We start from the raw sequence: 18,967 nt of genomic DNA on the forward strand, positions 1-18,967 counted from the left end.
TTCACGTGGAACATTTCTTGGCATGAGGACGGGGGCGTTCGCCGCCTCGCGGCGGGTCGTGATGCTCTCGCGCACTGCGAAACGAAGCCGGCGTCCGCGTCAGAAGCCCGGGGCGGACGGACGGGGAACTCTCGAGGCAGGTGCAGGGCCCCGCCGGGCGCTCTGACCTGCTGACTGATATACTAGCAGAGGTTGGCCAGTGGTGGCCGTGGTGAGCCGGCGTGGGCTCGGGCAGGGAGTGACGCAGTGCGGGATACGCAGAATGTCCAGGACTACCAGGAGTCCGATCTGACGGTCGGGCACCAGAAGGACCACGCCGCCGGGGTGACGGCCGTCGCGGTCTCCATGAAGCGGTCGCTGGACCACATGGGCGCGGTGCGCACGGCCAAGACGTTGCTCAAGCTGAACCAGGCCGAGGGCTTCGACTGCATGAGCTGCGCCTGGCCGGACCCGGAGGTGGGTCACCGGCACACCGCCGAGTTCTGTGAGAACGGCGCCAAGGCCGTGGCCGAGGAGGCCACCACGGCGCGGGCGACGCCGGAGTTCTTCGCCGCCCACAGCATCGCCGAGCTCGACGCCAAGTCGGAGTGGTGGCTCGGCCAGCAGGGCCGCATCACCCAGCCGATGGTCAAGCGCCCCGGTGCGACCCACTACACGGCGATCGAGTGGGACGAGGCGTTCCGGTTGATCGCCGCGGAACTCAACGGACTGAACTCCCCCGACGAGGCGACGTTCTACACCTCGGGCCGCGCGTCGAACGAGGCCGCTTTCGCCTACCAGCTTTTCGTCCGCGCCTTCGGCACCAACAACCTGCCCGACTGCTCCAACATGTGCCACGAGTCGACCAGCGTCGCCCTGGCCGAGGCCATCGGCATCGGCAAGGCGTCGGTCAGCATCGAGGACGTCTACCAGGCCAAGCTGATCATCGTCGCCGGCCAGAACCCCGGCACGAACCACCCGCGGATGCTGTCCGCCCTGGAGATCGCCAAGGACAACGGCGCCACCATCGTCTCGATCAACCCGCTGCGCGAGGCCGGTCTGACCCGGTTCAAGAACCCGCAGCGCCCCAGTGGCGTCGTCGGCGCGGGCACCGCCATCGCCGACCTGCACCTGCCGATCAAGGTCAACGGCGACATCGCCCTGTTCCAGGCCCTTGGTGCGCTGCTGCTCGAGTGGGACGCCCTGGATCACGATTTCATCGAGCGTCACACCACCGGATTCGACGCCTGGAAGGCTCACCTGGCGACGCTGGACTGGGACCAGGTCACCGAGGTCAGCGGGCTGTCCCGGGCCCAGATCACCGAGCTGGCCGAACTTCTCCGCGACTCGTCGGCCACCGTCTTCTGCTGGGCGATGGGTCTGACCCAGCACCGCAACGGGGTCGCCGCCATCCGCGAGCTCTGCAACCTGGCCTTCGCCCAGGGCAACATCGGCAAGCCCGGTGCCGGGCTGTTCCCGGTCCGCGGGCACTCCAACGTCCAGGGTGACCGGACCATGGGCATCTGGGAGCGGCCGCCGCAACACTTCCTCGACGCGCTGCAGAACGAGTTCGGCTTCGACCCGCCCCGCGAGCACGGGCTGGACGTCGTCGACTCGATCCGCGGCATGCGCGACGGCAAGGTCCATGTCTTCATCGGTCTCGGCGGCAACTTCGTGCAGGCCTCGCCGGACACCGACGTGGTCAGCGATGCCCTGCGCAACACCCGGCTGACCGTCCACGTGTCGACCAAGCTGAACCGGTCCCACCTGGTGTGCGGAGACACCGCGCTCATCCTGCCGACCAAGGGCCGCACCGAGAAGGACGTGCAGGCCGCCGGCGAGCAGTGGATCTCCGTCGAGGACTCGACCTGTTCGGTGCACGCCTCGCGCGGCCCGCTCAAGCCGGCCAGCCCGCACCTGCGCTCCGAGGTGGAGATCGTCACCGGCATCGCGCAGGCCACCCTGGGCGACCGCCACGGCATCGCCTGGCAGGCCATGCGCGACGACTACAGCGTGATCCGCCAGCACATCTCGCGCGTCGTGCCCGGTTGCGCCTCGTACGAGGTGAACGTCCGCCGCCCCGGCGGGTTCGTGATGCCGCACCCGCCGCGCGACTCACGGACGTTCCCGACGTCGTCCGGGTTGGCCGAGTTCGCCGTGAACCCGATCGACACGATCGTCGCACCACCCGGGCACCTGCTGCTGCAGACCCTGCGCAGCCACGACCAGTACAACACCACCATCTACGGGCTCTCCGACCGCTACCGCGGGGTGGAGGGCGGCCGCAAGGTGATCTTCCTGCACGCCGACGACATCGCGGCGCACGGGTTCACCGACGGCCAGCTCATCGACATCGAGACCTGGTGGCCGGGCGACGATGTCGTCCGCGCGGTGGAGGACTTCCGGGTCGTCGCCTACGACACGCCCCGGGGCTCGGCGGCGGCGTACTACCCGGAGACGAGCCCGCTGATCCCGCTGGATTCCACCGCCGACGGCAGCAACACCCCGACGTCCAAGTCGGTGGTCATCAAGCTGCTACCCGCCGGACACAGCCCCAACCGGCGCAAGCCCGGCGACCCGCAGGACGCGGTCGGGTCGGACGACGGCCACAAGCGCTGGCCGGACGTGGATCCCTACCTGTCCTGAGCGGACCCGGCGCCGGGTGTCGGTCGGCATGACTCCCCGCCTGCCGACACCGGGGTTTCAGGTGACGGTGGGGCCGCCGCCCTCGGTGCCCGGAGCGTTCTTCTGCTCGCGTTCGGCGCGCAATGCCTCGATGGACCTCTGGTTCTCCTTCCGGTCGCGAATCCGGGCGAGGATGCCGAAACAGCAGACGGCGACCACGGCGATGAAGGCGAGCGAGCCGAGGAACACGCCGGTCCAGCCTTCGAGCAGGCCGGTTCCGGTCGAATCCGCGGCATGTTGCCAGGTCATGAGGCGCTCCGATCGGCGGTCTGGGGGTTGTGGACCGGCATGTCCGGCAGGCAGGACCACTGCAGGTGGCTGCCGTCGTCGTCGACCTCGGAGAAAACGACTGCCGGGTCGAGCAGGTGTGTCTCGGCCCGGTCGGCGTCCACCAGGACGTCTGCGCGGCTCATGGCATCTCTCTTCCGTCGGTGATCGCCGGTCGACCGCCGGGGCCGATCTGGTTAGTGCACTAACGAAATGTACACCAATGGGTGGGGCAGAGGTAGTTTGGCGACATGACCGGTCCAGACGTACCCCAGGCCGTCCCCGCATCGGGCGAGGACCTGCTCGCCCTGGACCGGCAGGTCTGCTTCGCCCTCGCCGTCGCGTCCCGCTCCGTCATCGCGGTGTACCGGCCCCTGCTCGAACCGCTCCAACTCACGCATCCGCAGTACCTGGTCATGCTCGCCCTGTGGGAACGGTCGCCGCGGTCGGTCAGGGACATCAGTGCGTCCCTCCGACTCGACCCGGCGACCCTGTCGCCGTTGCTGAAGCGCCTGGAGGCGCTGGGGTATGTGACCCGTCGGCGCAGCGACGAGGACGAGCGCCGACTGGCCGTGGAGCTCACCGAGGTCGGACGAAGCCTGCGTCAGCAGGCGGAGGCGATCCCCCCGGCTGTCGTCGAACGCCTCGGCCTGGCCCGCTCGGATCTCGACGAGCTGCATCGGGTCCTGACCCGCGTCATCACCGCGACCGAGCGGACGGTCGCCGACCCGATCTGAGTCGGCCGCCGGCCCGCGGCCGCCAAGCTCGACGTCGACGGCCGTCTCCGGTTCAAGACCGCCACCCTGATCCGGTGGGTGGCCTCGATCAACCAGATCCATCGGGCGGCCGGCCACCCCGGCCCCGGGCGCAGCGAGTTGGTCAGCCGCACCCTGGGCGGCATCAAATGCCAGCACGGCACCCGCCCCTCGCGGCGGGACCCGCTGCTGCTGACCGACCTGCGGGCCCTGCCCGGGCCCTTGTCGCAGTCGTTTGGGGCGTGGCCGGCCGGGGTCGCCGCCCGCCGCGACGCCGCCCTGCTGCTACTCGGTTTCACCCTGGCCGCCCGCCGCAGCGAACTCACCACCCTGACCCTCGGCGACCTCACCCCTGTACGGCGACGACGGCCTGCATGTGCTGCTCCGCCGGTCCAAGACCGACCAGGAAGGCCGCGGCCAGGTCAAGGCCGGCCCGCTCCCAGATCAAAAAGGCGACCCGCGAGAACCTGCACCTGGCCTACGTCAACACCACGCACGGCGTGCAGGGCGACGCCAGCGAGCACGGCGACGAACTGCTCACCGACCGCACCAGCGCCCCCGCCGCCTATGTCGGGCTCACCCGCGGGCAAAAGTCCAACACCCTGCACATCGTCGCCCGCACCGTCGACGACGCCCGCGAACAATGGGTCACCGCCGCCGGCCGCGGACGCCCCGACCTCTGCCTGGCCAACGCACAAGCCGTCGCCGCCGGCGAAGCCGCCGACTACGCAACCCAGGAACAGGAACCAACCGTGAGCGTCGTCGACGACCGCGCCGCAAAAAAACCTCGCTCGAGACCCGAGCAGGAAAACCAGCCGCGCCCCGGGGAACCCGGCGGTCGGCAACTCACCCCCGCAGAACGGCTCGCGCGTGTCCGAACGCAATCCGCCACCCGATTCGCCGGACGGGCCGGCCGCCGCACAACGCCCGTCGACCGTCGGGAACGGGAAACCGTCGCCGACACCACGCACGAGGAGGACACCATCGACCTCGTCGACGACGACAACCCCCGGCAGCAATACCGCGGCCACGGACCACGTCGCTGATAAGCTTTGGGGCGGGCCAATGAGCTTTCCGGGTCGGATGTCGGTGCCTGCGGCGTGTACCTCGGCTCGATTGATGGGGGCCGGCCTGCCGGCCGTGCCGGTCTCACCCCCGAGAAGGTGTCACTCGAGAGTGCTCTCGTTGGCCACAGAACCATCTACCACCTCAGCGTCGGGTGCCATCACCGTGACGTTCAAGACCGCGGCCGCGGGCCTGCCGACTGGCGGCGGCCACGCTCCGCCAGCCAGTAAGAAGTGATTCGGACGGAAATCTCCGGTCTCTACGAACCGTTCAGTTCCGGGGACCCACTCGAACGCCGTCGCGGTAGGTCGGTGATCGCTGTAGACCTCCCGCGCACGATCGATCCGCAGATCGAACGGGAAGCACCCGTCCGGAACAGGATCCGGGACGGCCTGCGGGGCCCTGAGATGTAGACCGAAACGAGAAACCTCCCCCGGCCTCGCTCCGGCCGTCCCGAAACCTGCACCGAATTCCGTAGCCAACCAGACGCGTGGCCGCGGGGCTTGAATCGAGATAACCCGTGCACCAAGGAAAACGGGAGGGTCCTCGAGGAAAGGCAACTCGAACGGCGGTGGAGGCATCAATCGCAGAAAAGCTCTCAAACGAGATCCTACCGGATACGGACCGACTTGGTCCGGCCCGGTGAAACCGTTGTCCAACGCGCAGAAAACAACCAGCCGATGGTCAACATCGGTACCCGGCACAACCCGGTCCGCATCCGTCATAGGGTCGCACACCTGTTCCATTGCTCGGTGGTGTTAGCCCAGCCGATCAGGTAGGCCGTGACCACTGAATATTGGTGTGAGGAAGGTGCCAGACTGGGCGTCGCGGTATAGATGACGATTCCTTGCTGCCCACCTGACTCATAGGTGTAGGCAAGATTGCCCTCACCTGTGGCGGCGCCAGGGTTGTATCTCCCCTTAGATAAGATTTTGGAAATGCAGGCGTCAGTGTTGTAGTTGTAAGAGTGGCCGGCAGCGACGTGACGCACTCCGAACCCGCTGTTGTCGATGGAGTTGTGCTGTCCGCAAAAAAGAGCGATGTCGTGCTCGAATACGTTGGCCTCCCAGTACAGATCCCCCTGGTCGGGGCTGAAAAGGCACTGGTCCCACTCGGTCGACACGCTGTTGGTAGTGACGTCTGGGGCGTCTGGAGCCGCCGCGGCCGTGCCCGACACCCCGAAGATACCGATGAGCGCCGCAGCGAGCAGCGCGACTGGCGTCCGCCTGATCATGGTCAGCCCGCCTTCAGCAGCATGGATCGGATCTGGTCGTTGAACGGGTCACCTACGCTCGATTGATCGCCGAAACGGGAGCCACTGCTCACGCCACCGTAATTGCCGGCGGTGAACATGATGGTCTCGTTGCAGCCGTTGAAGACGCGGTACGACGATGCGTTCTGAAGTGTCCACATGCCGACCGGGTCGACCGTGTAATACCACCCCTCAAGCGTTCCCATGTCGCGGAGGCCGTACCCCTCCGTGTCGCAGGGACCATCTTTTCCCTTGATCAGGGCGCTCGTCCCGCCGAATCCAGCATCGGCGTGAAAGGCAACCAGGAGCGTTCCGTCAGCCGCGGACTGGGCCTTCTCCAGGTCCATGTCGGAGGTTTGGACGCATGAGCTCTCCGGGTCCACGGCGGGATTCTTGGAAATGTAGATGGTGCACTGCGTACTAGGCGCTGGTTCTGGCTCGGCGGTCGACGCATAGGTAATCGACGGGGTGCCCACGAATGCTAACGCAGCTGCCAAAGCGGCCGTTGTGATCCTTCTGCAGTTCATGAACACCGTCCCCATGTCGAAGTAATGACCAAGTAAATAGACCGTACCTGGCGTGTCTTTGCGTTCGCAACGGGGACAATGGAGTAGTCCCCGTCGAATCTAGTTACATTGCGTAGTTTGTGCAGGTGAGAACCGCGCCGGCGCGGGGAAGCTGACGCTAATTATTCACGCTAAAATGCTTGGATCCGCTATCTGGATGGGCCAGATGAACCTTCTGCGCTCAACTATCTTCGCATTGCATTCGGTGTCACTCCAGGACCACCGATGACGGGAGCCCGGCTCCGAACGCACGAAGCGGACGCCTCAGTCCCTCCAGCAGGTCACGCCAGGTAGGCAGGCGGTGCTCAGGAGCACAGGTCCGGCCGATTGGGTCGTCAGTCGCGTCGTCGGGTGAGACCCGGTGGGAAGAGGCTGCGATCGGTGGGCAGGTCGATCGGGACGGGGTCGGGTCGGTGAGCGCGGCGGAGGCAGTCGGCCATCGTGTAGCGGGGGCTGGTGATGCGTTCCAGGCACGGCCACAGCCACCGCTCGAACCGCGCGGTATAGGCGGCGGTCCCGGCCTTACGGGTCTGGGCGTCGGTGATGACCGTCTGCTTCCACGCGGTGTGCAGGGCGGCCAGTTCTTCGACGACCCCGCGGTGCGCGGGCCAGCACTCGGCGACGACGTGCTTGTCGTTCAGCGAGGTCGACAGTCGCAGCGTGTCGACCCACCCGGCCAGTTCGTCCCAGTTGTCGCCGTCGGCGCGAGTGGACCACCAGGCCGGCAGTAGGGGGCAGCCGTACTCCGGATCGCAACGTGATCTCACCGCGTTCAGCGCTCACCAGGGCCGGGGAGGACCATCGACCGGTTCCCGCCGGATCCATCGTCAGCATGACGAACCCGGGCACGCAGCCATGCCGGTGGGCCCCGCTAGGGACGGGTCGAACGTATGCGCCACGCCGACCACCGCCGCCGACCCGCCGGTGCGGTGGCTCAGCGACCTCATCCACGGTCTGTGCCAGGTGGTCGAGCGGGTACGCGTGCCCTGACCTCGCCCCGATTGGAGACCGGTCCGCAGGAGGCGAATGATGGCAGGCAGATCATTCGCTGGAAGGGGCTTTCGTTGGTAGGCAATCAGAGCGTGACCGGTGACCTGCAGGTGGACCCGGCCCTGGCGGCGTTCGTCGCCGAGGAGCTGGTCCCGCGGGTCGGACTGACCCCGGAGTGGTTCTGGGGGACGGTCGCGCAGTTGCACGCACAGTTCGGTCCCCGGGCCGCCGACCTGATGGCCCGGCGGGACGAGCTGCAGGAGCGGATCGACGCCTGGCACCGGGAGAACGGCGCTCCGGGCGAGGACGACGTCGAGGCCTACGCGGCATTCCTCACCGAGATCGGCTACCTGCTGCCGCTGGAGGAGCCCACCATCTCGGTCAGCAACGTGGAGCGCGAGATCGCCGAGATCCCCGGCCCGCAGCTGGTCGTCCCGTCGACCGTCCCGCGGTACGCGCTGAACGCCCTCAACGCCCGGTGGGGGTCACTGTTCGACGCGCTGTACGGCACCGACGCGCTGGCCGATCCGACCGGCACCCGGGGTTACGACGCCGACCGCGGCGCCCTGGTCATCGCCGAGGTCGACCGCCTGCTGGACGAACACTTCCCGCTGTCCGGGTCGAGCCACACCGCCGTCACCCGCTACCGGGTGCAGGACGGTGCTCTCATCGCCGACGTCGACAGCGCGGCCGACGGCTCGACACTGGCCGATCCGGCGCAGTTCGCCGGCTACCGGGGCGACCCGGGCTCGCCCGATGCGGTCCTGCTGCGCCACCACGGACTGCACCTGGAGTTGACCGTCGACCCGGGCAAGGGAGTCGGCCAGCAGCACCACGCGGGCGTGGCCGACGCGGTGCTCGAATCGGCCATCACCACGATCATCGACCTCGAGGACTCGGTGTCCACGGTCGACGGTCCGGACAAGGTCGTTGGCTACCGCACCTGGCTGGGGCTGGTCACCGGCGACCTCACCGCCACCTTCCGCAAGGGCGGCAAGGACGTCACCCGCACCGTCGCCGACGACCGGGTCTACACCGCGCCGGACGGCTCCGAGCTGGTGCTGTCCGGACGCGCGCTGCCGCTGGTCCGCAACGTCGGGCACCACATGCGCACCGACGCCGTGCGCACCGCCGACGGGGAGCCGATCCTCGAGGAGTGCCTGGACATCGCGGTGTCCGCGGTGGCCGCGCTGCACGACTTCCGCGACCTGGGCAAGCACCGGAACTTCCCAGCCGGCAGCTTCTACGTGGTCAAGCCCAAGATGCACGGGCCCGACGAGGTCGCGCTGTCGGTCGACCTGTTCGCCGCGGTCGAGGAGGCGCTGGACCTGCCGCCGAACACCATCAAGATCGGGATCATGGACGAGGAGCGGCGCACCTCGCTCAACCTCGAGGCGTGCATCGCGCGGGCGTCTGAGCGGGTCATCTTCGTCAACACCGGCTTCCTGGACCGCACCGGCGACGAGATCCACACGGTCTTCGAGGCCGGGCCGGTCATCCGCAAGGACGACGAGAAGTCGGCCACATGGCTGAAGTCGTACGAGGACCGCAACGTCGACGTCGCGCTGCGAGCCGGGTTCTCGGGCCGCGCCCAGGTCGGCAAGGGCATGTGGGCGCAGCCGGCCGGTATGCGGGCCATGCTGGCCGCCAAGGGGTCTCAGCCCAAGGCGGGCGCCAACACCGCATGGGTGCCATCGCCGACCGCGGCGACCCTGCATGCGCTGCACTACCTGGAGACCGACGTGCTGGCCGTGCAGGCGGAACTCAAGAACCGGCCGCTGACCGACCGGAACAAGCTGCTCGTCGCCCCGATCCTGCCGCGGCGCGGCGAGGAGCTGACCGAGGAGCAGATCCGCCACGAGGTGGAGACCAACGTCCAGTCGATCCTCGGGTACGTCGTGCGGTGGGTCGGCATGGGCATCGGCTGCTCCACCGTTCCGGACCTGGAGGGCGTCGGGCTGATGGAGGACCGGGCCACGCTGCGGATCTCCAGCCAGGAGCTGGCCAACTGGCTGCGGCACGGCCTCATCGACGAGGCCCAGCTGCGCGAGACCTACGCCCGGATGGCCGTTCTCGTCGACGAGCAGAACGCCGGCGAGGCCGGTTACCAGCCCCTCGCTCAGGACCCGGACACCAACCCGTCCTACCAGGCCGCGCTCGAGCTGGCGCTGGCCGGCCGCGAGGAGCCCAACGGCTACACCGAGCGGGTGCTGACCACCTGGCGGCAGAAGGCCAAGGCCTGACCGTCCTGCGAACGCACCGCCCCACCTCCACACAGGAGGTGGGGCGGTTGTCGTTGCCGACCACTGGCGGGTGGGGATCGACGGCAGCAGGATGGTGCATGACCTTCCTCGCCGAACCGGAGCCGACGCCCGAGGTCGAGGCGACGTACGCCAACGACCGGGCCGCCTACGGCTTCGTGATGAACCTGTCCCATCTGTGGGCGCATCAGCCCGAGGCGCACACCCGGCTCTTCGATCTGCTGGCCCTCGTCGGCGGTGACCTGTCGTTCCGCGAACGCGGGATCCTGGTCACCGCCGCCGCGTCGACGATCGGTGATTCCTACTGCTCGCTGGCCTGGGGCTGGAAACAGTCCGACGCCGGCAATCTCGACGCCGTCGCCGGCGTTCTGGCCGGCACCGACGACGGTCTGACGCCCCGCGAAGCCGCGCTGGCGACGTGGGCCAGGGCGGTCGCCGGCGGCGCCGGCCGGACCACCCCGGAAGACGTCGAGGCGCTGCGCGACGCCGGATGGTCCGACGACGAGATCTTCCGGGCCACCGTGTTCGTCGCGCTGCGGGTCGCCTTCTCGACGGTGAACGGCGCGCTGGGGGCCCGGCCGGACGCGGAACTGGCCGAGCGTGCCCCCGCAGCGGTCACCGACCTGGTCACCTGGGGCCGTCCGGTGGCCGGGCGCTGATGAGATCTGCAGCGTCGTGACCGCTCAGCGGGAGAGACGCTTCACGAGCGGTCGCAGAGGTCAGGCCCCACGGTCGATCAGCCGGTCGCCCAGCGTCCCGGCGTAGAGCTGCAGCCGGATCTCCCGCGCCTTGGCCATGTGGGCGGTGGCGATGGCAGCGGCGTCGTCGGCGCGATGCTCGGTGATCGCGTCCAGCAGTTCGCCGTGCTCGGCCAGGATGTCGTCCCAGCGGCCGGGGAACCGCAGCGTGGTCTGCGGGTGCAGGTGCGCGATGAGGCGGTCGATCACGTCGACCAGGGTGCCGTTGTGGCTGGCCGCCCACAGCGCCTCGTGGAAGAGCCGGTTGAGGCGCACGCGGTCCTCGTCGTCGTCCGGTCCGGCGGCCAGCATCTGCTCGTGGATGACCCGGAGCCGGTTGAGGTCCAGGCTGGTGGCCCGTTCCGCGGCGGCCCGGGCGGCCTGGCCCTCCAGCAGGATGCGCAGTTCGTAGATCTCCAGGATCTGCTCGGGGCTCCGCTCGACGACCCGGGTCCCACGGCTGGTGCGCTCGACCAGGCCGTCCTGCTCCAGCCGGCGCAGCGCCTCGCGGATGGGGGTGCGGCTGACGCCCAGGCGCGCGGCCAGCGACGTCTCGACGAGCATCGCGTCGGGGCCGAACTCGTCGCTGAGGATCAGCGCTCGCAGCTGCTCGTACACCGGCACAGCCACCGCGGCACCCCTTTCCCTGGCGAGGTCGCCCGCCGCCGGTGACCTGATGCGCCACCGGGTCTAGCAGTAGCAGCTCGCATACCCGACAAGCCCGTGATGTTACCTGGAACACAGCTGTTGACATCTGCGCACCACTGTATACAGTCGGATCCAATCACATACCACTGGATGTTCGGAGACCGACGTGAGCGAGATCGAAGTGGGCACAGCCGAGATGGCGGTGCCGGCGTCGTGGGTCCGCGGCGGCACCAGCAAGTGCTGGATCTTCCAGGCCGAGGACATCGACGCCCTCCCGGTCAGCCGGGACGAGTTCCTGCTGCGGGCGTTCGGCAGTCCGGACCTGCGGCAGATCGACGGCATCGGCGGCGCCACCTCGACCACCAGCAAGGCCATCGTCGTCGAGTCCCGCCGGCCGGGTCAGTCGCCGGACGAGATCGTCTACTCGTTCGCGCAGGTCAGCGTGGATCACCCGAAGGTGGAGTGGGTCAGCAACTGCGGCAACTGCGCCACCGCCCTGGCCCTGTACGTCGTCCAGCACCGCCTCGTCGGCCTGAGCGAGGACGCCACGGCGTTCCAGATGCTCAACCGGCCGACGGGTCTGGTGCTGCAGGCCACCGTTCCCACCCCGGACGGCCAGGCCCCGTCCCAGGGCGACCAGCTGGTCCGCGGCGTGCCGTTCCCCGGGGTGCCGGTCGACCTCGGCTTCACCGAGGCCACCTGGTCCACCCACGGCGCGCTGCTGCCGACCGGCCACCCGGTCGACACGCTCACCGTCGACGGCGCCGAGCTGGCCGTCACCATGGTCGACGCCGGCGCCCCGGTGGCCGTGGTCCGGGCCGACGCCATCGGCCTCACCGGCGCGGACGATGCCGCCGCCGTGGCCGAGCGGATGCCGTTCTTCGCCGAGCTCCGGCGCCAGGCCGCCCGGGCGATGGGCCTGCCGGACGACGACCAGTCGGTCCCCAAGGTCGGGATCGTGGGCCCCGGCACCCCAGGGCCAGCCGGTCCGGTCACCGAGCTGAACGCCCGAATGATCTCGATGAGCGCCCCGCACCCCGCTATCGGCCTGACCAGTGCGGTCGCTCTCGCCGCTGCGGCCACCGTGCCCGGCACCCTGGTCCACGACCTCGCCCCGGCTGGAGCGAGCTACCGCATCGGCACCCTCTCCGGACCGATCTCGCTGGTCGTCTCCGGGATCGGCACCGACCACCGGGTGGTCGAGTTCCGGCGCAATTCCCGCCGCATCGTCGACGCCCTCGTCTACATCCCCGCCGACACCGTCGAGACCGAGCCGGCCGTGCCTTCCGCGGTCGTGAGCCCGGTCCCGAGTTCCGCCTGATCACCCGATTCGTCCGGTCGTCCGCCGTCCGTCCTATCCCTGCACCAGCCGAGCCGCCACGATAGAGAAGTCGTGTCGGAGAGGAAGACCAATGAAGATCGCCCTCGAACACCTGAGCCTGACCTACGGGACCAACACCGTCGTCAAGGACCTCGACCTGCAGATCGCCGACGGCGAATCGCTGGTCCTGCTCGGTCAGTCCGGCTGTGGCAAGACCAGCACCATGCGGTGCATCGCCGGGCTCGAGCAGCCCAGCGGCGGCCGTATCACCATCGGCGACACCGTCGTGCACGACTCCGAGCGGCGGGTCACCGTCGCGCCGTACAAGCGGAACGTCGGCATGGTCTTCCAGTCCTACGCCGTCTGGCCGCACCGGACCGTCTTCGAGAACGTCGGGTTCTCGCTGAAGATGAAGAAGGTGCCCAAGGACGAGGCCGCCGTCCGCATCCGCAAGGCGCTGGCCATCGTCGGCCTGTCCGACTTCGAGTCGCGCGGCGCCAGCCAGCTCTCCGGCGGCCAGATGCAGCGGGTCGCCCTGGCCCGCAGCCTGGTCATGCAGCCCAGCGTGCTGTTGCTGGACGAGCCGCTGTCCAACCTGGACGCCCGGCTGCGCGAGCGGCTGCGCATCGAGCTCCGCGAGATCCAGCTCGAGCAGAACCTCACCACCGTCTACGTCACCCACGACCAGATCGAGGCGTTCGCGCTGGCCGACCGCATCGCCCTGATGCAGCACGGCCGGATCGTGCAGATCGGTACGCCTCAGGAGATCTATGCGGCGCCGACGACCAAGTCGATCGCCGACTTCCTCGGCGTGGGCAACATCTTCCCCTGCACCGTCGAGAACGAGGGTGGCCGTCAGGTCGCCAAGCTGAGTGGCTACCCGGTCGCCATCCCGGTCGCCGAGGTCCCCGAGATCGAGGGCCCGACCGTGCTGTGCCTGCGGTCCGAGGACCTGCACGTCACCCCGGCCGGACCGGACGACGTGAGCACCCCCGGCGCTTGGCGCGGCCACGTCGACGTCGCCAGCTTCCAGGGCGCGACCGTCCGCTACCGCATCACCCTGGAGGACGGCCCTGTCCTCGAGGCCATCGCCATGCCCCGGGCCGGCGACTGGCTGCGCACCGGCGACACCGCCATGGTCCGCATCGCCCCCAACGCCGCTCAGGTCCTGCGCGACGACACCGCCTCCCCGGTCCTGCCCGCCCGCAAGCCGGTGGCGGTGGCGGCATGACCACCACCTTGTCCCGTCCCCCGTCCACCGAGAAACCGCAGCCCAAGGGCAGCTCTTCCGGGGTCCGCGCCGTCAAGAAGGTGCTGCCCTCCGGTCTGCAGCTGATCATCCTGGCCCTGCTGGTGCTGTTTCCGGTCGGCTTCGTCATCCTGGCCGCCTTCACCGACACCAGCCCCGGCCCCGGTTCGCTGGCCGACACCTCCTTCACCATCAGCAATTTCCAGGTGCTGTTCACCTCCAGTGCGCTGATGGCGATGCTGAACTCGGCGCTGGTCGGGATCGGCTCGTCGATCGTCGCCCTGGTCATCGGATCCGGGATGGCCTTCCTCGCGGCCCGCACCAACGTCCCCGGCCGCAAGCTCATCTACTTCTTCGGCATCGCCCCGCTGTTCCTGCCCGCGCTGGTCGGAGCCCTGGCCTGGGCCCAGCTGGGCAGCCCGGCCTCCGGCTACATCAACGTGGTCGCCCGCGCCGTCGGCGTTCCCGACCTCATCAACATCTACAGCTTCGGCGGGCTGATCTTCGTGCTCGGCCTGTACTACGCGCCGTACACGTTCCTGATGGTCCATTCGGCCCTGTCGCTGATGAACCCGGACCTGGAGGACGCGGCCAGCCTGCATGGCGCCCCGCTGTCGAAGATGTTGCGCACCATCACGTTCCCGCTCGTCATGCCGGCCATCGTCGGCTCCGGGATCCTGGTTTTCGCCCTCACCGTCGAGAATTTCCCGGTCGCCCAGGTGATCGGCGTCCCCGGCCAGATCGACACGCTGCCGACCCTGATCTACCGGCTGATGAACGCCTCGCCGTCCCGGCAGAACGCGGCCGCCGCCATCGCCGTCGTGCTCACCGCAGTGCTGATGATCGTGGTCTTCGTCCAGCAGCGGACGGTGGCCAAGAAGCAGTACACGACGGTCAGCGGCAAGGGTGTCCGCGCCCGCCGGGTCCCGTTGCGGAAGTGGCGCTGGCCGGCGGCCGTCGCCGCGTGGGCCTACTTCCTGCTCGCCGTCATCCTGCCGATCGGCGCGCTACTGGTCACCGCGCTGCAGACCAGCCCGTACCTGGGTCAGCTGTCCGAGCTGTTCCAGCCCGGCGCGCTGTCGTTCTGGTCGATGGGCCAGACCCTGCAGGACTCGGAGTTCTGGCACGTGCTGCAGAACAGCGTGATCGTCGGCCTGGGCACCGCCGTCGTCGGCACCGCGCTGTGTTTCGCCCTGTCCTACACCCGGTACCGCACCAACGCCTGGGGCCGGAAGGCGCTGGAGTACATCGCGATGCTCCCGCTGGCCATCCCGGCCATCGTGCTGGGCCTGGGCCTGCTGTGGACCTGGCTGACCCTGCCGATCCCGGTCTACGGGACGCTGATCGTCCTGGTCATCGCGTGTATCGCCGTCTTCATCCCGCAGGGCTACCGCGGGGTCTCGTCGTCCATCGTCCAGCTGGACAAGGACCTCGAGGACAGCGCGATCATGCTGGGAGCCCGCCGCCCCAAGGCGATCTCCTTCGTCACCATCCCGCTGCTGCGCGTCGGCCTGTCGTCGACGTTCCTGCTGCTGCTGATGCTGGGCATGCGCGAGCTCACCGCCGTGCTGTTCCTCTTCACCTCCGACACCCGTCTGCTGTCCATCGCGATCTTCGACGCCTACGACAACGGGTCCTTCCAGCAGGCCGCCGAACTGAGCCTGCTCTACATCGTGGTCATCGGGATCCTCGCGGTCCTGGCCCGCCGCCTCGGCGCGAAGGATGTGCACTGACATGACCGTCTTCACCCGCCGCGCCGCTCTGCGGAGCGCCGCCCTGGCCGTCGCCGCCGGCCTCGCCGCCGTCGCCACCACCGCCTGCGCCCCGCCGCCGGCCCCCAAGGAGGTCGTCACCCCCGCCGGTCAGATCCAGACCAGCGACGGACTGGTCATCGACGGCGAGCAGATCGCCGACCAGCAGCTGTGGGACGCCGCGGTCGCCGAGGGCAGCATCACCCTCTACACCGGCTACACGGAGAACACCGAGGCCGCGCTGCTCAAGCAGTTCAAGGCCGACACCAAGCTCGCCGTCAACGTCGTCCGGCTCACCCCGAACCGGCTGTTCGAACGGATCTCGGCCGAGTACGGCGCCGGCCGCCTGAAGGCCGACGTGGTCCGCACGTCGGACTCCGGGTTTGCCAGCTCGCTGAGCGAGAAGGGCGTCTTCCAGCCGTACGAGCCGTCGACCGCGGTGAACCTGCAGGAGGACGTGTCCTTCGACGGCGGCAACTACTACCGCACCTTCGACCCGATCTACACCTTCGGCTACAACACCGCGATCCTGGACGCGGAGGAAGCGCCGACGTCCTGGTCGGTGATGACGGACCCGGCGATGCGCGGCAAGATCGGCATCGCCCAGGTCGGCGCCGGTGGTAGCGCCCTGGCCCTGACCCGTTTCCAGCGGGCCGTGCTGGGCGACGAGTTCCTCACCGCGTACGCCGGCAACCGGCCGCGCATCTTCGACTCGCTCGGCGCCGAGCTGGACAGCCTGGCCCGCGGCGAGGTGCAGGTCGGCACCACCGTCGTCAGCGCGGTCAACCTGGCCCAGGCCCGCAACGCCCCGGTCCAGTTCGTCATCCCCCAGGAGGGTTTCGCGGTCTACGACTACTACACCGGCGTGGCCTCGACCGCGTCGCACGTCAACGCGGCCAAGGTCTTCCTCAACTGGAACCTGTCGAAGCGGGGTCAGAACGTGTTCCGCGAACTGGGCGAGTACCCGGTCCGCACCGACGTGCAGCCGCCGAACGTCCTGGGCCAGCAGTTCCCCGCATTCGACTCGCCGCAGGTTCACCGGGTGCTGCCCGACCAGGCCAAGGAATACGCCAAGCAGGACCAGGCCATGTGGAACGGGCTGTTCGGCTACAACGAGTAGTTCGCGCTGCACCTGGTTCCCGCCGCCGGTCCGCCGGCCGCGGTGAAGCTCGGTGGCAGGGCCCCACCCCGACGGGGTCCTGCCACCGTCATCGTCACCAGTGAGGCAGGCGAGCCACTCCCGACCGTTTCGGCGACCGGCCGCCTGTCCTGTGTTCGACCCCGTACGGATCGCCCGCCCCCGACCCGAGGACACCGGCCGCCATGACTGTGACTTCCGCACCGATCTTCCGATCCACCGAGCCGGATGCCAGGCGTCCGTTCGACAATGAGTCGATGTCAGACACCGGATCCGACACCCACGATTCCGCCGCCGGTCCGGCCCGTGGCCCGCTCGCCGGACTCCGGGTGCTGGATCTCGGCACCGTCTACGCCGCCCCGATCACCGCGATGCTGCTGGGCGACTGGGGAGCCGACGTCATCAAGGTCGAGCACCCCAAGGGCGATCCGGCCCGCACCCACGGCCTCAGCAAGGACGGCCACGGCCTCTGGTGGAAGGTCATCTCCCGCAACAAGCGGACCGTCACCCTCAACTTCGGCAAACCGGAGGGCCAGGACATCCTGCGCCGCCTGGTCGAGCAGGCCGACGTGGTCATCGAGAACTTCCGCCCCGGTGTCCTGGAGAAGTGGGGTCTGGGTCCCGAGGACCTGCAGAAGATCAATCCGGCTCTGGTGGTGCTGCGGGTCACCGGCTTCGGCCAGACCGGGCCGTACGCGACGCGCCGCGCGTTCGGCACGCTCGCCGAGGCGATGAGCGGCCTGGCCCACCAGACCGGTGAAGCGGACGGCCCGCCCACCCTGCCACCGTTCGGGTTGGCCGACGGGGTGGCCGGCCTCGCCGGCGCCTATGCCGTGATGCTCGCGCTCTACCACCGCGCCACCGGTGACGGGGCCGGCCAGATCATCGACCTGTCCCTGCTGGAACCGCTGGTCGGCATCCTCGGGCCGGGCCCGAGCGTCTACGACCAGCTCGGGCTCATCTCGGGCCGGCACGGCAACCGGTCCAGCAACAACGCCCCCCGCAACGCCTACCTGACCAGGGACGGCCGCTGGGTGGCGATCTCGGCCAGTGCCACGTCGATCGCCGAGCGGGTGATGCGGCTGGTCGGCCGCCCCGACATCGCGCAGGAGCCCTGGTTCCCCCAGGCCGGCGAACGGGTCCGGCACGCCGACCTCATCGACCCGCCGGTGGCGCAGTGGATCGCCGAACGCGACTACGAGGAGGTCTCCGCCGCCTTCCAGGAGGCCGGCGCCGCGCTCGCCCCGGTCTACGACATCGAGCAGCTGATGAACGACGAACACGTCATCGAACGTGAGGTGGTGACCACCATCGACGACGAGGACCTCGGCCCGCTGAAGATGCAGAACCTGATCTTCCGGATGGATCGCACGCCGGGATCGATCCGGCACGGCGGCCGACGGCTCGGTCAGGACACCGAATCGGTGCTCGACGAGCTGCTCGGCCTGTCGGGCGACAAGCTCGACCAGCTCCGCGACGACGGCGTCGTCTGATGAACCGCAGCTGGCTGTTCGCTCCCGGGCACTCGGATCGGCTGCTGGAGAAGGTGTTCACCGCCGGCGCCGACGCGGTCATGCTCGACCTGGAGGACGCCGTCCCACCCGAGGCCAAGGCGACCGCGCGGGGCATGGTGGCCCGGGTACTGGCCGACCGACCGGCCTGGGTGCGGGTCAACGCGGCCGGGAGCGACTGGTGCGCCGCCGACCTCGACGCCGTCGCCGAGCACGCCACGGGTATCCGCATCCCCAAGGTCGAATCCGCCGGGGACGTGGAATGGGTGCTCGACCGGGCCCCCGGCCGGCCGATCATCTGCGCGATCGAAAGTGCCCGCGGGGTGCTCGCCGCGCAGGAGATCGCCACCGTGCCCGGGGTGCGGCACCTGGCCATGGGTGGTGTCGACCTGCAACGTGATCTGCACACCAGCGGCGGGAACCTCCAGACCCTCTACGCGCGTTCGCATCTCGTCCTGGTCTCCCGGGCCGCCGGCCTTGCGCCGCCGATCGACAGCGTCTACCCGCGGATCGACGACCTCGACGGACTGCGGGAGCAGGCCGAGTTCGCCCGGTCACTCGGCTTCGGCGGCAAGTCGGCCATCCATCCCCGCCAGCTACCCGTCGTGCACGAGGTGTTCACTCCCGACGCGGCCGAGATCGAGTGGGCGAGGACGGTACTGGCCGCCTTCGGCGCGGCCGGTGGGCAGGCACTGCAGCTGCCCGACGGCGAGTTCGTCGATCTTCCGGTCGCCCAGCGGGCCCGTCGCGTGCTCGAGCTGGCGGGTCGACCCGAGCCGGTGGCCGGCTGAG

At 69.1% G+C, this 18,967-nt stretch carries 17 protein-coding genes; 11 read left to right on the top strand and 6 right to left on the bottom strand.

The features are described 5' to 3' along the window. The first annotated feature begins 246 nt into the window (after positions 1-246). Complete coding sequence (locus FDO65_RS19560) at positions 247-2,625, top strand: FdhF/YdeP family oxidoreductase (protein ID WP_240757730.1); 2,379 nt, start codon at positions 247-249, stop codon at positions 2,623-2,625. Between the two features lie 57 nt (positions 2,626-2,682). On the opposite strand, the gene FDO65_RS19565 is transcribed toward FDO65_RS19560, so the two are convergent. Together FDO65_RS19565 and FDO65_RS22595 are read right to left on the bottom strand one after the other, a co-directional pair. Further along, the gene (locus FDO65_RS19565) at positions 2,683-2,913 is read right to left on the bottom strand and encodes a hypothetical protein (RefSeq protein WP_137451400.1); all 231 of its coding nucleotides are present in this window, start codon (positions 2,911-2,913) and stop codon (positions 2,683-2,685) included. Next, positions 2,910-3,077, bottom strand: coding sequence for a hypothetical protein (locus FDO65_RS22595; RefSeq protein WP_205850179.1), 168 nt, complete (start codon positions 3,075-3,077; stop codon positions 2,910-2,912). Before FDO65_RS22595 ends, FDO65_RS19565 begins: the two co-directional genes overlap by 4 nt. A 105-nt stretch (positions 3,078-3,182) precedes the next feature. Here FDO65_RS22595 and FDO65_RS19575 point away from each other — a divergent pair, with 105 nt between their 5' ends. Continuing rightward, a complete protein-coding gene (locus tag FDO65_RS19575) occupies positions 3,183-3,668 on the top strand; it encodes a MarR family winged helix-turn-helix transcriptional regulator (RefSeq protein ID WP_137451401.1) in 486 nt (161 codons plus the stop codon). 518 nt (positions 3,669-4,186) lie between these two features. After that, positions 4,187-4,732, top strand: a complete 546-nt coding sequence (locus tag FDO65_RS19580) for a hypothetical protein (RefSeq protein ID WP_137451402.1) — start codon at positions 4,187-4,189, stop codon at positions 4,730-4,732. A gap of 740 nt (positions 4,733-5,472) precedes the next feature. On the opposite strand, the gene FDO65_RS19585 is transcribed toward FDO65_RS19580, so the two are convergent. The 3 genes from FDO65_RS19585 to FDO65_RS19595 form a co-directional block, all read right to left on the bottom strand. Further along, positions 5,473-5,985 carry a hypothetical protein gene (locus tag FDO65_RS19585; RefSeq protein WP_137451403.1) on the bottom strand — a complete coding sequence of 171 codons (513 nt, stop codon included), beginning with the start codon at positions 5,983-5,985 and terminating at the stop codon, positions 5,473-5,475. A 2-nt stretch (positions 5,986-5,987) separates the two neighbouring features. Then, positions 5,988-6,350, bottom strand: coding sequence for a hypothetical protein (locus FDO65_RS19590; RefSeq protein ID WP_137451404.1), 363 nt, complete (start codon positions 6,348-6,350; stop codon positions 5,988-5,990). A gap of 554 nt (positions 6,351-6,904) precedes the next feature. Beyond that, positions 6,905-7,336 carry a hypothetical protein gene (locus FDO65_RS19595; protein WP_137451405.1) on the bottom strand — a complete coding sequence of 144 codons (432 nt, stop codon included), beginning with the start codon at positions 7,334-7,336 and terminating at the stop codon, positions 6,905-6,907. A gap of 315 nt (positions 7,337-7,651) precedes the next feature. Between FDO65_RS19595 and FDO65_RS19600 the strand changes: the two genes are divergently transcribed. Both FDO65_RS19600 and FDO65_RS19605 read left to right on the top strand, forming a co-directional pair. Beyond that, complete coding sequence (locus tag FDO65_RS19600) at positions 7,652-9,802, top strand: malate synthase G (protein WP_240757731.1); 2,151 nt, start codon at positions 7,652-7,654, stop codon at positions 9,800-9,802. A 98-nt stretch (positions 9,803-9,900) separates the two neighbouring features. Continuing rightward, entirely contained in the window at positions 9,901-10,479 is a 579-nt protein-coding gene (locus FDO65_RS19605; RefSeq protein ID WP_137451407.1) for a carboxymuconolactone decarboxylase family protein, read from the top strand. Positions 10,480-10,539: 60 nt separating this feature from the next. Here FDO65_RS19605 and FDO65_RS19610 read toward each other — a convergent pair whose 3' ends face one another. After that, positions 10,540-11,187: a GntR family transcriptional regulator gene (locus tag FDO65_RS19610; RefSeq protein ID WP_137451408.1), complete on the bottom strand. Its 648-nt coding sequence runs from the start codon at positions 11,185-11,187 to the stop codon at positions 10,540-10,542. Between the two features lie 184 nt (positions 11,188-11,371). Here FDO65_RS19610 and FDO65_RS19615 point away from each other — a divergent pair, with 184 nt between their 5' ends. The 6 genes from FDO65_RS19615 (at position 11,372) to FDO65_RS19640 (ending at position 18,966) form a co-directional block, all read left to right on the top strand. Further along, positions 11,372-12,526 (top strand): PrpF domain-containing protein, encoded by a 1,155-nt coding sequence (locus FDO65_RS19615; protein ID WP_205850180.1) that lies wholly within the window; start codon positions 11,372-11,374, stop codon positions 12,524-12,526. A 91-nt stretch (positions 12,527-12,617) separates the two neighbouring features. Next, on the top strand, positions 12,618-13,757 hold the full coding sequence (locus FDO65_RS19620; RefSeq protein WP_137451409.1) for an ABC transporter ATP-binding protein: 1,140 nt from the start codon (positions 12,618-12,620) through the stop codon (positions 13,755-13,757). Further along, positions 13,754-15,508 carry an ABC transporter permease gene (locus tag FDO65_RS19625; RefSeq protein ID WP_137451410.1) on the top strand — a complete coding sequence of 585 codons (1,755 nt, stop codon included), beginning with the start codon at positions 13,754-13,756 and terminating at the stop codon, positions 15,506-15,508. The genes FDO65_RS19620 and FDO65_RS19625 overlap by 4 nt, the downstream gene beginning before the upstream one ends. Before the next feature lies 1 nt (position 15,509). Beyond that, positions 15,510-16,646, top strand: a complete 1,137-nt coding sequence (locus FDO65_RS19630) for an ABC transporter substrate-binding protein (protein ID WP_166442303.1) — start codon at positions 15,510-15,512, stop codon at positions 16,644-16,646. A 275-nt stretch (positions 16,647-16,921) separates the two neighbouring features. Continuing rightward, positions 16,922-18,157 carry a CaiB/BaiF CoA transferase family protein gene (locus FDO65_RS19635; protein WP_137451412.1) on the top strand — a complete coding sequence of 412 codons (1,236 nt, stop codon included), beginning with the start codon at positions 16,922-16,924 and terminating at the stop codon, positions 18,155-18,157. Next, complete coding sequence (locus tag FDO65_RS19640) at positions 18,157-18,966, top strand: HpcH/HpaI aldolase/citrate lyase family protein (protein WP_137451413.1); 810 nt, start codon at positions 18,157-18,159, stop codon at positions 18,964-18,966. Before FDO65_RS19635 ends, FDO65_RS19640 begins: the two co-directional genes overlap by 1 nt. Position 18,967: the final 1 nt, after the last annotated feature.

It is taken from the genome of Nakamurella flava, from assembly GCF_005298075.1.
Classification (GTDB): domain Bacteria; phylum Actinomycetota; class Actinomycetes; order Mycobacteriales; family Nakamurellaceae; genus Nakamurella; species Nakamurella flava.